Annotated in this window: 11 protein-coding genes; all 11 read left to right on the top strand. The window is 72.8% G+C overall.

The genetic code is table 11. The features are described 5' to 3' along the window. The first annotated feature begins 29 nt into the window (after positions 1–29). The 11 genes from murD (at position 30) to ABT053_RS31545 (ending at position 12,791) form a co-directional block, all read left to right on the top strand. Entirely contained in the window at positions 30–1,421 is a 1,392-nt protein-coding gene (murD, locus tag ABT053_RS31595; RefSeq protein WP_350973946.1) for a UDP-N-acetylmuramoyl-L-alanine--D-glutamate ligase, read from the top strand. Beyond that, positions 1,418–2,752, top strand: coding sequence for a putative lipid II flippase FtsW (gene ftsW / locus ABT053_RS31590; protein WP_350973944.1), 1,335 nt, complete (start codon positions 1,418–1,420; stop codon positions 2,750–2,752). Before murD ends, ftsW begins: the two co-directional genes overlap by 4 nt. 14 nt (positions 2,753–2,766) lie before the next feature. Then, positions 2,767–3,855 carry an undecaprenyldiphospho-muramoylpentapeptide beta-N-acetylglucosaminyltransferase gene (murG, locus tag ABT053_RS31585; protein ID WP_350973943.1) on the top strand — a complete coding sequence of 363 codons (1,089 nt, stop codon included), beginning with the start codon at positions 2,767–2,769 and terminating at the stop codon, positions 3,853–3,855. A 146-nt stretch (positions 3,856–4,001) separates the two neighbouring features. Then, positions 4,002–5,408 (top strand): UDP-N-acetylmuramate--L-alanine ligase, encoded by a 1,407-nt coding sequence (gene murC / locus ABT053_RS31580; RefSeq protein WP_350973940.1) that lies wholly within the window; start codon positions 4,002–4,004, stop codon positions 5,406–5,408. Between the two features lie 40 nt (positions 5,409–5,448). Then, on the top strand, positions 5,449–6,117 hold the full coding sequence (locus ABT053_RS31575; RefSeq protein ID WP_350973939.1) for a cell division protein FtsQ/DivIB: 669 nt from the start codon (positions 5,449–5,451) through the stop codon (positions 6,115–6,117). A gap of 235 nt (positions 6,118–6,352) precedes the next feature. Further along, positions 6,353–7,744, top strand: a complete 1,392-nt coding sequence (gene ftsZ, locus ABT053_RS31570) for a cell division protein FtsZ (protein ID WP_350973937.1) — start codon at positions 6,353–6,355, stop codon at positions 7,742–7,744. Between the two features lie 90 nt (positions 7,745–7,834). Continuing rightward, on the top strand, positions 7,835–8,539 hold the full coding sequence (locus ABT053_RS31565) for a YggS family pyridoxal phosphate-dependent enzyme (protein WP_350973936.1): 705 nt from the start codon (positions 7,835–7,837) through the stop codon (positions 8,537–8,539). 119 nt (positions 8,540–8,658) lie between these two features. Further along, the gene (locus ABT053_RS31560) at positions 8,659–9,162 is read left to right on the top strand and encodes a cell division protein SepF (RefSeq protein WP_329093101.1); all 504 of its coding nucleotides are present in this window, start codon (positions 8,659–8,661) and stop codon (positions 9,160–9,162) included. 82 nt (positions 9,163–9,244) lie between these two features. Beyond that, positions 9,245–9,529 carry a YggT family protein gene (locus ABT053_RS31555; protein ID WP_350973934.1) on the top strand — a complete coding sequence of 95 codons (285 nt, stop codon included), beginning with the start codon at positions 9,245–9,247 and terminating at the stop codon, positions 9,527–9,529. Positions 9,530–9,578: 49 nt separating this feature from the next. After that, on the top strand, positions 9,579–10,436 hold the full coding sequence (locus ABT053_RS31550; protein WP_350973933.1) for a DivIVA domain-containing protein: 858 nt from the start codon (positions 9,579–9,581) through the stop codon (positions 10,434–10,436). 42 nt (positions 10,437–10,478) lie between these two features. Continuing rightward, positions 10,479–12,791: a hypothetical protein gene (locus ABT053_RS31545; protein WP_350973932.1), complete on the top strand. Its 2,313-nt coding sequence runs from the start codon at positions 10,479–10,481 to the stop codon at positions 12,789–12,791. Positions 12,792–13,015: the final 224 nt, after the last annotated feature.

The raw sequence follows: 13,015 nt of genomic DNA, 5'->3' as shown, positions 1-13,015 counted from the left end.
CGGCCGGCGGGCGCGGCCGGGGAGGGCGCGTGATCTGCGTCGCGGGCCTGGGGGTCTCGGGCGTCGCCGTGGCCCGCACGATGGCCGGGCGCGGCGAGAAGGTCGTCGTCCTGGAGGGCCGCGACGGCGAGCGGGCCAGGGCGACCGCCGCCGAGCTGACCGCGCTCGGCGTCGAGGTCCGCTTCGGCGAGCCCGCCGAGCCCCCCGCGGGCACCTCCCTGATCGTCACCACCGGCTGGCCGCCGCACCACCCGCTGCTCGCCGCCGCCGCCGCGGCCGGGATCGAGGTGATCGGCGAGGTCGAGCTGGCCTGGCGGCTCCGCCCCGAGGGCGCCGCCCCCTGGCTCGCGCTGACCGGCACCAACGGCAAGACCACCGCGGTGCGGATGCTCACCTCGATGCTCCTGGCCGCGGGCCACCGGGCGCTCGCCGTCGGCAACGTCGGCACCCCGGTGGTGGAGGCCGTCACCGGGCCCTCGGACGTGCTCGCGGTGGAGCTGTCCAGCTTCCAGCTGCACCGCGCGCCGGGCATCGCCCCGTACGCGGCCGCGGTGCTCAACGTGGCGCCCGACCACCTCGACTGGCACGGCTCCATGGAGGAGTACGCCCGCGTCAAGGGGGAGATCTTCGCCAGGGCCGCGACGGTCGTGCACAACGCCGACGACGAGTGGGCGGCCCGGCTCGCCGCGCCGTACGGGAGCACCGGGGTGGCGCGGAGCGTGGGCTTCACCCTCGGGGTGCCCCGGCCCGGCCAGCTGGGCGTGGTCGAGGACCTGCTGGTGGACCGGGCGTTCGTGGCCGAGCCGGAGCGCAACGCCGAGGAGCTCGCCTCGCTCGCCGACGTCCGCCCGTTCGCCCCGCACAACGTGGCCAACGCGCTCGCCGCCGCCGCCCTGGCCAGGGCCTACGGGGTGCCCGCCGCCGCCGTCCGTCAGGGGCTGCTGGACTTCGTGCCCGACCCGCACCGGATCGCGCACGTGGCGAGGGTCGCCGAGGTCGACTACGTCGACGACTCCAAGGCCACCAACCCGCACGCCGCCGCCGCCTCGCTGGCCGCCTACCCCTCGATCGTCTGGGTCGCCGGGGGGCAGCTCAAGGGCGCCGACGTCGGCGAGCTGGTACGCCGCGCCGCCCCCCGGCTGCGCGGCGCGGTGCTCCTGGGCGCCGACCGCGAGCGAATTCGCGAGGCTCTGGCGCGACACGCCGGGAATGTTCCGGTGGTGGAGGTCGCGGGGCAAGACACTGGGGTCATGGACCGTGTCGTCACCGAAGCCGCCAGGCTCGCCGCCCCCGGAGACACCGTGCTGCTGGCCCCGGCCGGCGCCTCTCTGGACATGTTCGCCGGTTACCCCGCCCGAGGGGAGGCGTTCGCCCGGGCCGTGCACCGTCTCGCCGAGGGGCACGACGGGGGAGCGGCGTGAGCGCGACCACCCAGGAGGGGGCGCCCGCCCACAAGGGAGCGCCGGCCCCCAAGGGAGCGCCCGCGCGGGAGGGCGCGCCCGCGCGGCCCGACGGGTTCCGCGAGCACCTGCTCGCCTTCCGCGAGCTGCTCAACCGGCCGCTGACCTCGTACTACCTGATCCTGGGGTGCAGCGCGCTGCTGCTCACCCTCGGCCTGATGATGGTGCTGTCGGCCTCCAGCATCGAGGCGCTGCAGGAGACGGGCGACCCCTTCTACTGGTTCTTCAAGCAGTCGATCTCGGCGGCGCTCGGGCTCCCGCTGATGTGGATCTGCGCGCAGCTGCCGCCGAGGTTCTTCAGGCTCGCCGGCCTGCCGCTGATGGCGCTGTCGATCCTCGGCCTGGTGCTGGTGCTGTTCGTCGGCACCTCCCACCTCGGCGCCCAGCGCTGGATCGACCTCGGCCCCATCTACCTGCAGCCGTCGGAGCCCGCCAAGCTCGGGCTGATGCTCTGGGGCGCCGACCTGCTGGCCCGCAAGGCGCGCAACGGCACGATCGAGTGGCGCAGCCTGTTCATCCCGCTGATGCCGGGCACCGCCATCCTGGCCGTCATGGTCATGCTGGGCAGCGACCTGGGCACCACGCTGATGCTGATGCTGATCTTCCTGTCGCTGCTGTGGGTGGTGGGGGCGCCGCTGAAGCTGTTCGGCGGGATCCTCGCGGTGGCCGCGCTCGCGGCCATCGTCATGATCAGCACCGAGGGCTACCGCTCGGACCGGATCACCGGCTGGCTCGACCCCTGGGGCAACGCCCGGGACACCGGCTACCAGGCCGTGCAGGGGCAGATCGCGATGGGCAGCGGCGGCTGGTTCGGGCTGGGCCTGGGCTCCAGCAGGCAGAAGTGGAGCTGGATCCCGCACTCGGAGAGCGACTTCATCTTCTCCATCCTCGGCGAGGAGCTCGGCCTGATGGGCACGCTCGTCGTGGTCGCCCTGTTCGGGCTGCTCGGCTACGCGGGACTGCGGGTGGCGACCAGGGTCAAGGACCCGTTCGTCCGGCTCGCCTCCGCCGCCGCGGTCGCCTGGATCACCGGCCAGGCGATCGTCAACATCGGCGCGGTCATCGGCGTGCTGCCCATCACCGGCATCCCGTTGCCGCTGGTCTCCTACGGTGGATCGGCCCTGCTGCCCACCCTCGCCGCCCTGGGCATGCTCCTGTCGTTCGCCAAGCAGGAACCCGGCGCCCGCGAGGCTCTCGCGGCCCATGGCCCCGGACCGGTGGCGCGGGGCCTAAGCTGGCTTGGCCTGGGTGGTCCGGCCGGGAGACGACGGCCGGGCCGCGGAAGACGATAAGCGAAAGGACCGACATGAGGGTGGTCCTCGCCGGTGGCGGGACGGCCGGTCATATCGAACCGGCGCTGGCCCTGGCCGACGCGTTGCGCCAATTCGACCCGAACATCGGGATCACCTGCCTCGGCACCGAGCGCGGTCTGGAGACCAGGCTGGTGCCCGCCCGGGGATACGACCTGCAACTGGTCCCCGCGGTGCCGCTGCCCAGGGCCCTGACGCCCCAGCTGCTGAGCGTGCCCGGCCGCCTGGCGGGCGCCATCAACGCGGCCGCCGGCATCATGGACCAGGTCAAGGCGGACGTCCTGGTCGGCTTCGGCGGCTACGTGGCGACCCCCGCCTACCTCGCGGCGCGGCGGCGCGGCGTGCCGATCGTGGTGCACGAGGCCAACCCGCGCCCCGGCCTCGCCAACCGGCTGGGTGCGCGCCTCACCGAGCACGTGTTCACCGGCCACCCGGACACCCCCCTGAACCGCGCCGAGCACATCGGGATCCCGCTCCGCAGGGAGATCGTCAACCTGGACCGGCTGTCCATGGGCGACAAGGCCCGGTCCTGGTTCGGCCTGGAGGCCGACCTGCCCACGCTGCTGGTCACCGGCGGCTCCCAGGGGGCCCGCTCGCTCAACCGGGCGGCCCTCGCCGCCGCCCCCGCGCTGCGCAGGGCCGGGGTGCAGGTGCTGCACGTCATCGGCCCGAAGAACACCCTGGAGGAGGAGCCGCCGCCGGGCGACCCGCAGTACGTCGTGCTGCAGTACGTCGACCGGATGGACCTGGCCTACGCCGCGGCCGACTTCGCCCTGTGCCGCAGCGGCGCGATGACCTGCGCCGAGCTGACGGCCGTGGGGCTGCCGGCCGCGTACATCCCGCTGCCGCACGGCAACGGCGAGCAGCGGCTCAACGCGACCCCGATCGTGCGGGGCGGCGGCGGCCTGATGATCGACGACGCGGAGCTGTCGGCGGAGTGGATCGTCGGGAACGTGCTGCCCATCCTGTCCGACCCCGAGCGCGTGGTCGCCATGTCGGACGCGGCCTCCAGGATGGGCAGGAAGGACGCCGACGTGACGCTGGCGCGCAGGGTGTTGCAGATCGCGGCGCTGGGGAGGGGCTGAATGGGCACCGGAGGGATCACAGCGGAGATCACCGAGCGGGTCGCGGAGCGGCCCCGGCGCGGCGGGCGCGAGACCGCCGGAGGCGGACGAGGACCTGACGCGGGGCGGACGCCCCCGCGCGGCGAACGAGGAGGGGTGAGCGGCCGATGAGCCTGGTCAAGCTGGTGGATCCGGTCGCGGCCGGCGACCTGGGACGGGTCCATTTCATCGGGATCGGCGGTTCCGGCATGTCCGGGATCGCGCGCATCCTGCTCAAGCGGGGCGTGCCGGTCTCCGGCAGCGACGCGCGGGGCTCGGACATGGTGACGGAGCTGCGCGACCTGGGGGCCAGGGTCAACATCGGCCACGCCGCCTCGCACGTCAAGCACGTCGACACCGTCGTGGTCTCCACCGCGATCCGCGACTCCAACCCCGAGCTGGGCGAGGCGCTCCGCCAGGGCCTGCGGGTCATCCCCAGGGCCGCGGCGCTCGCGTCCGTCATGGCGGGCAAGACCGGCGTCGCGCTCGCCGGCACCCACGGCAAGACCACCACGACCTCGATGCTCACCGTGGCGCTGCAGAAGTGCGGCATCGACCCCTCGTACTGCGTGGGCGGGCAGCTGGTGACGACGGGCCTGGGCGCCGACGAGGGCTCGGGCGGGGTGTTCGTCGCCGAGGCCGACGAGAGCGACGGCTCCTTCCTGATGCTCGCCCCCGACATCGCCGTGGTGACCAACGTCGAGCCCGACCACCTGGACAACTACGGCGATCCGCGCGCGGTCCACGACAGCTTCGCCAGGTTCGTCGAGCGCGTCACCGGCACCATGGTCCTCTGCGCCGACGACCCCGGCTCCGCCGCGCTGATCCCGATCGCCCGCGCCCGCGGCCTGAAGGTGATCACGTACGGCGAGGCGGAGGACGCCGGCCTGAGAGTGAGCGGGATCGTTCCCGAGGGGCTGGGCATCACCTTCACGATCGCGGGGCGCGGGGAGGTCAGGCTCGCGGTGCCCGGCCGCCACAACGCGCTCAACGCCGCCTCCGCCATCGCCGTGGCCGAGGAGCTGGGCGTCTCCTTCGACGAGATCCGCGACGGCCTGGCGGCCTTCACCGGTGCCAAGCGCCGCTTCGAGGCGAAGGGGGAGGCGGGCGGGGTGGCGGTCTTCGACAGCTACGCCCACCACCCGACCGAGCTCGCCGCCGACCTGCGCGCGGCGCGGGACGTGGTGGCGTCCTTCTCCGGGGACGGCAGGGTCATCGCGGTCTTCCAGCCGCACCTGTACTCGCGCACGCGGTTCTTCGCCGACGAGTTCGGCGCCGCGCTCGGGCTGGCCGACGAGGTCGTCGTCCTGGACGTCTACGGGGCCCGCGAGGACCCCGAGCCCGGCGTGTCGGGGGCGCTGGTGGCGGGCAAGGTGCCGCTGCCCGCGGAGCGGGTGGCCTACGCCCCCCACCGCGACGGCGTGCCCGCCCTGGTGGCGGGCCGGGCCAGGCCCGGTGACATCGTCCTGACCATGGGCGCGGGCGACGTGACGGAGCTGGGCCCCAGGATCGTGGCGGAGCTGGCCGCGCGGTGACCCACGTCGGCGGGCGCCGGTCGCCCGAGGGGGAGTGGCGATGAACGGGGTGTGGCGGTCGGCCTTCCTCGCCCTGCTCACCGTGGGGGTGGTGGGCATCGCCGCGTGGCTGGTGTTCTTCTCCCCGGTGCTCGGGGTGCGGGAGATCCAGGTGGCCGGCAACGCGGGCCTGTCCGCGGAGCAGATCCGGCGGGCGGCCGAGGTGGCCGCGGACATGCCCCTCGCCACCGTCGACGTGGCCGAGGTCGAGGGCAGGATCGGCAGGATCCCGCAGGTCGAGTCGGTGACGGTGAGCCGCGCCTGGCCGGGCACCCTGCGCGTCGAGGTCGTGGAGCGCTCGCCGGTGGCGGTGGTGCCGGTCGGCGAGCGATCCGCGCTGATGGACCGCCACGGGATGGTCACCGAGGTCAAGGACGTCGCGCCCCCGGCGCTGCCCGTGCTGCGGGTGTCCCGCCCCGGACCCGCGGATCCGGCGACCGTGGCGGCGCTCACCGTCCTCACCGCGCTGCCCGACAATCTCGCCCGCAAGGTCGCCGAGGTGCTCGCGCCGTCGGCGGAGACGGTCTCGCTGCGCCTCAAGGACGGCCGCGCGGTCGTGTGGGGCGGCGGCGACCGTCCAGCCGACAAGGCGCGGATCCTTGTTACGCTGCTCAAGCGTCCGGCCGACACCTATGACGTCAGTTCGCCTGACGTCGTGACGGTCAGGTGATCTCATCGGATGGCGGGCGTTCCCGGAGCGTTCCCGGAAAAGGACGGCCCGCGACACGCTGAACGCGCTGCGGCGCGGTTAGTTGACCCGCCAGGAGCGCAACTCCTACTGTCCGTATCACTCCTCAGGTTGACATAAAGCTAAATCTCAACTTGAGGGTGAGGGTTTTGGAAACGACGGCACGGGCCCCGTGCCGCATGAAATTGCAAGTCAACGAGCGGAAAGGCCCCTCGTCGTGGCAGCACCGCAGAACTACCTCGCGGTCATCAAGGTTGTAGGAATCGGCGGAGGCGGAGTCAACGCCGTCAACCGGATGATCGAGGAGGGACTCAAGGGCGTCGAGTTCATCGCCATCAATACCGACGCCCAGGCGCTGCTGATGAGTGACGCCGACGTCAAGCTCGACGTCGGGCGCGAGCTCACCCGCGGCCTCGGCGCGGGGGCCAACCCCGAAGTCGGGCGCAAGGCGGCCGAGGACCACCGCGAGGAGATCGAGGAGGTCCTCAAGGGGGCCGACATGGTTTTCGTCACGGCCGGTGAGGGCGGCGGCACGGGCACCGGAGGCGCCCCGGTGGTGGCCAACATCGCCCGTACGCTCGGCGCGCTGACCATCGGTGTGGTGACCCGGCCCTTCAGCTTCGAGGGACGGCGCAGGGCGATGCAGGCCGACGCCGGCATCGAGACCCTCCGCGAGGAGGTCGACACCCTCATCGTGATCCCGAACGACCGGCTGCTGTCGATCTCCGACCGGCAGGTGAGCGTGCTGGACGCCTTCAAGGCGGCCGACCAGGTGCTGCTCTCCGGTGTCCAGGGCATCACCGACCTGATCACCACCCCCGGCCTGATCAACCTCGACTTCGCCGACGTGAAGTCGGTCATGTCCGGGGCGGGCTCCGCCCTGATGGGCATCGGCCACGCCCGCGGCGACGACCGCTCGGTCGCGGCGGCCGAGATGGCCGTCTCCAGCCCGCTGCTGGAGGCCAGCATCGACGGCGCGCACGGCGTGCTGCTCTCGATCGCCGGTGGCTCCGACCTCGGCCTGTTCGAGATCAACGAGGCGGCCCAGCTCGTCTCCACCGCCGCCGCGCCGGACGCCAACATCATCTTCGGCACGGTCATCGACGACGCCCTCGGCGACGAGGTGCGCGTCACCGTGATCGCGGCCGGGTTCGACGAGCCCGCTCCCGAGCCCAAGCCGGTCCCGCAGCCGGCCGCGCGCCCGCAGTCCGTCTCGCGCCCGGCCCAGCCGTCCTCGGCGGCCCCGGTCCGCCCGCTGGCGCCCACGGTCAAGGCCGAGCCCCGTCCCGAGCCCCGCCCCGAGCCCAGGGTGGAGCACGCGCCGCCCCCGCCGATGCGGCCGGTCTCCAGCCCGCAGTCCTCGCAGGCGGAGCCGGCGCCCCAGCCGCAGCAGATCTACCCGGTCCAGCAGGCGCAGCCGTCGGCGGAGCACGCCGAGCCGCACCGGATGGAGGAGCCGCACTCCCCGCCGCTGTCGATCCCGCGCCCGGCTCCCGAGCCCTCGCAGCCGACGCCGATCTCGGCGAGGGCCACCGACCCGGCCCGGCGCCGGCCGGTGATCTTCGAGGAGCAGGAAGAGGAGCTGGACGTCCCCGATTTCCTGAAGTGACATCTCTCACGGCGGGGGCGGTGACGGACCGCCCGGCCGTGCCGGGAAGAATGGGCTCCGCCGGTTTGCCAGTGTCCGAGCGGCGGAGATGTGACGGAAACAACACGACGTGACGAGATCGCGGCCGGGCTGGCCCGGGTCGAGGCGGAGATCGCCGAGGCCTGCCGGGCCGCCGGCCGTCACCGCGAGGAGATCACCCTCATCGCGGTGAGCAAGACCTACCCCGCCTCCGACGTGCGGTTCCTCGCCGAACTCGGGATCACCGACGTCGGGGAGAACCGCGACCAGGAGGCCGCCGCCAAGGCGCGCGAATGCGCCGGGCTCGGCCTGCGCTGGCACTTCGTCGGTCAGCTGCAGACCAACAAGGCCCGCTCGGTGGCCGGCTACGCGGACGTCGTCCACTCGGTCGACCGCCCGCGCCTGGTCACCGCGCTCAGCAGGGAGGCGCTCGGCGCGGGACGCCCGCTCACCTGCCTGGTGCAGGTCGCGCTCGACGGCGACCCCGCGCGGGGCGGGGCGAGACCCGAGGAGGTCGAGGCCCTGGCCGACGCCGTCGCCGGGGCCGAGGGCCTCGAACTGGGCGGGGTGATGGCGGTCGCGCCGCTGGGCGAGGAGGCGGGCGGGGCGTTCGCGAGGCTGCGGGAGATCGCGCTGTCGGTGCGGAAGACCCACCCGGGCGCCGGTGTCATCTCGGCGGGAATGAGCGGGGACATGTCCCAGGCGATCGCCAACGGCGCGACACACCTGCGTGTTGGTACGGCGTTGCTCGGTCGCAGGAAGCCCTTCGTCAGGTAATGTCCCTTCAAGTGGACCTTGGCGTCCGCGATCCGGACAGCGGTCGAACGGTGGTGAGCTCAAGGCGGTCGGGCTGGCCCCTCGGGCACATCTGAAGTAAGACGGAGGAAGAAGTAGCGATGGCCGGCGCGATGCGCAAGATGGCGGTCTACCTCGGTCTTGTTGAGGACGACCGCTACGAGAGATACGACAGCTACCCCGACGACGAGTACGAGGAGTTCGACGACGCGCGCCGCGAGGGCGACGAGCGCCCTGGCACGGTCCACGACCTCCAGGACGACACCGACCCCGGCGTGCCCGCTCCGAGGCCCGCGACGGCCCTCCTGGAGCGCCGCACGACCGATCTGGCGCGCATCACCACGCTTCACCCGCGCACGTACAACGAGGCGCGGACCATCGGCGAGCACTTCCGCGACGGCACCCCGGTCATCATGAACCTGACCGAGATGGTTGACAGCGACGCCAAGCGCCTCGTCGATTTCGCGGCAGGTCTCGTCTTTGGCCTACACGGCAGCATCGAACGTGTTACCAACAAGGTGTTCCTGTTGTCCCCAGCCAATGTCGAGGTGACCGCCGAGGACAAGGCCCGAATCGCGGAACGCGGATTCTTCAACCAGAGCTAGAGTTCCACCATGAACAGTGACCGGCCCGACAGGTCCCGACAGGACAGTGGACGGCAGAGCGGAGTGGAGGCGGGTACGGACCGTGGGGATCGTTAGCGGGATCTTGGTCTTCGTCCTGTCCATCTACCTCATCCTGCTGATCGGCAGAATGATCTTCGAGACGGTGCAGGCGTTCGCACGTCAGTGGCGCCCCACCGGCATCGTCCTGGTGCTGGCGGAAGCCGTATACACGGTGACCGATCCACCTCTCAAGTTCCTCCGCCGTTTCATTCCACCACTCCGGTTGGGTACGGTGGCCTTTGACCTAAGCTTCACAGTGCTGTTCATTGTGGTCTTGGTCTTGATCCAACTCGTGTCCGCGCTTTGATCGGGTACCGTCCCCCCGGACAGACTCCAAGCGCGCCAAGGAGACCGAAATGCCGCTGACGCCCGCCGACGTGCGGAACAAGCAATTCAGTACGACCCGACTCAGGCCGGGTTACGACGAGGAAGAGGTAGACGCCTTCCTCGATGAGGTCGAGTCCGAGTTGGACCGTCTCATACAGGAGAACGAGGAGCTCCGCGCCAAACTGGCGGAGTGCCTGCGGGGCAAGGTCCCCGGCGGTATGGGCATGGCCATGGCGCCCGCCCCCATCGCCGAGCCCAAGCCCGAGATGATGATGCAGCAGCCGGAGCCGATGCGCGCTCCCGAGCCGGTGCAGCATCAGCAGCCCGTTCCCGTCGGAATGGGGATGCCTCCGGCCGAGGACAACATGGACACCGCGGCCCGGGTGCTCGCCCTCGCGCAGCAGACCGCCGACCAGGCCATCGCCGACGCCCGCCGCGAGGCGGACGAGACGGTGACCCGGGCGCGCCGCGAGGCCGACGACATCCTCGGCAAGGCACGTCGCCAGGCCGAGCAGGTCATCGGCGACGCGCGCGCACGGGCGGAGACGCTGGAGCGCGACGCGCAGGAGCGGCACCGTCAGGCCATGGGCTCCCTGGTGCAGACCCGCGACGAGCTGGAGCGCAAGGTCGAGGAGCTTCGCAGCTTCGAGCGCGAGTACCGCAGCCGTCTGAAGCTGTACCTGGAGAACCAGCTCGCCGAGCTGAACGTCGCGGCCGAGGGCAGCGGCGGGTTCCCGATCGTGAGCGGGCCTCCGGCCATGTCCCACGCGGTGGCTCAGGGCGGTCAGCCGACCCTCCAGAGCGCGCCCAACCCGTTCGGCGGCGATCCCTCGCAGCATTCCGGCGCCTTCCAGGGCGTTGACGGTCCTCACAACGACCGCCGCTAAGGTGTCGGGTCATCCTCTTGACCCGCATCCGGGAGTCTCTCTGTGATCCTCATCAGCGCCGGTTTGGTACTCACGGCCATCGTCCTGCTCATCGCGGGGTTCGTGCTGGCCAAGCCGTTTCTGGTCATCTGGTCGATCGCGGTCAGCATGCTGTCCGCAGTCTTCCTGGTGATCGGGGCGTTGCTGCGCCGCCACGAGTTGTTCCCCGGCGGGGACGCCGGGGCCTCTCAGCCCCTTCCCCCGAAGGGACCGATGCCGGCCGGGCCGCTCCCCGCGCCGCACGGCATGCCGGCTCAGGCGCACGGCATGCCGGTCCAGCCACACGGCATGCCGGCACATATGCCGAACCAGCCCTCCGCGCCACAGCAGATGATGGTGCGGCCCGGGACGCAACAGGTGCCCGCCGCTCCGACCCAGCCGCGACGCGGTCCGGTGGCCGCGCCGGCCACCGCCGCCGCGGCGAGGCGGGGCGCCCTGGACCCCGAGGCGATCGTGCTGGTCATCCCCGGACGCAAGCGCTACCACGTCGCGGGATGCCGCCAGCTGACCGGTAGGGAGCACGAGGAGCTCACCTACGAGGAGGCGCGGGAGGAGGGCTTCACGCCCTGCACCACGTGCCTGCCCGCGGACCCCGTCTCCGGTGCCCCCGGCACCTCCGGGACCCAGCCGCGCGAGACCTCGGCCGGGGTACGCACGATCGAGGCGCCGCTGAGCGTCTCGCACGAGTCCGGTTCCCCCGGCGACGCCCGCGAGCCGGCCCCCCAGGAGGCCACGGCCCGCTTCACCGCCCCGTACCGCCCCGCGCGGCCCGCGACCCCGTCCGGCGGTCAGCAGGCCCCCGGAACGCGTCCCGAGTCCCAGCGTCCCGAGTCTTCGCGGCCTGAATCCCAGCGCCTCGAGTCCCAGCGGTCCGAGTCTTCGCGAGTTGAATCTCAGCGGCCTGAGTCTCGGCGGCCCGAGTCTCAGCGGTCCGGGGCCGAGAGCCCGCAGGCTCGCTTCGAGGCCTCGCAGACCAGGTCTGAGCCGTCGCCGTCGTCGCCGTCGTCGGCGTTCCCCAATTCTTCGGTGACCCCGGTCTCTCCTGGGTCTCCGGCGGCGGGACGCGACGCCGCGCCCGCCACCGGGCCGGAAGGCTCCGGGACCGGGCGCGAGAGCACCGCGTCCCGCCAGGAGGCCGCGTCGCGGCAGGAGGCCCGGCGGTCCCCGCAGGAGCCCGTCGTCCCGGTCGCCCGGCCCTACATCCAGTCTCCCGAGCCGCGGTCGCGGCCCCAGGAGCCCGCGAGCTCCTCGGCCCGCCCGGCGGAGCAGCCGACCCGCCCGGCCGGGATCCAGCTGCCGAAGATCCCCGAGATCCCGCACGCCGCGTCCGAGGCCACCAGCTGGTTCAGCCGCGACGTGGTCGCGCAGGCCTCCGAGCAGGAGGGCCGGAAGGCCTCCGCCGGATCCGCGGGCACCTCCACCACGTCCGGCTCCGCGAAGGCCGGGCCCGAGACCGGCCCGTCGGCGGCCTCCCGGCCCGCCGGGAGCGAGCCCGGCGCCTCAAGCTCCCCGCCCTCCTCCGGTACGTCCGCCACGGCCGCCTCCGCGAGCCGGGCCGAGGCGCCCGGGACCGCCGAGCCGGAGACCTCCGCGCGTACGAAGTCCGAGGCCACCGAGCACGGCGAGGCCGAGCAGACCAGGCCCGCCACGGCCAGGCCGGTCGCGAAGACGGAGCCGGCGAAGGCCGGGCCCACCGGGAGCGGCCCCGCCAAGGCGGGGTCCGCCGCCGCCGAGCCCGCGAGGTCCGAGCCCGCCGACGGGAAGGCCGGCGCAGCGGCCGTGTCCGCGGGCGAGACCTCGTCCAGGAAGCCGGAGTCCAAGGAAGCGGAAGCCTCCACCACGAAGGCGGAGACCGCGACCGCCGGGCGGGACGCCTCCCCGGAGCCCTCGGGTTCCGGGCGGGAGGCCACCGCCGAGGGCGACACCCCCGAGCCGGTGGAGCCGGCCGAGACCGCACCCGGGCGCGCCGGGCGGCAGGTAGCGGCCGACTCCACCTCCGCGAAACCCGTTCCGGCACCCGAGGCCACCGCGTCTCGTGACGAGCGCGCCGAGCGCGACGGCCACGACGACCGTGGCGACGACGCCTCTCCCGGCGGCACCCCCGCGACCGAGGACCGTCCCGTGGCCCAGGGGCGGGAGGCGGACGGCGAGACCGTCACGGTCATCGTCGGCACCCGCCGCTTCCACGACTCCGACTGCCCGCTCGTCAAGGGCGCCAGCGTGGGCGGCAGCGGCATCGAGACCACGTCCCGGGCCGAGGCCGAGAAGGCCGGTCTGAGCAACTGCCCGATCTGCCGGATCGACCGCCGCACCTGAGCCGACCGGGCACCGGGCTGACCGGGCACCGGCCCGGTCACCTTTCGAGTCACCCGGTCGTCAGGCCCGTCACCGTCGTGAGCCGGAAGCCGTGAACGAGAAGCCGTGAACGAGAAGCCCTGCACCAATCTCATGCTCGTCTCGATGACGTTGACCCGGTTGAAGCGCGTCGTGTGTTCGCAGATGCCCAGCGCCTCCTCCTCGGTGATGATCAGCGCGGCCCG

It is taken from the genome of Streptosporangium sp. NPDC002524, from assembly GCF_040295985.1.
GTDB lineage: Bacteria > Actinomycetota > Actinomycetes > Streptosporangiales > Streptosporangiaceae > Streptosporangium.
This window is presented reverse-complemented; position numbering and strand designations above follow the sequence as displayed.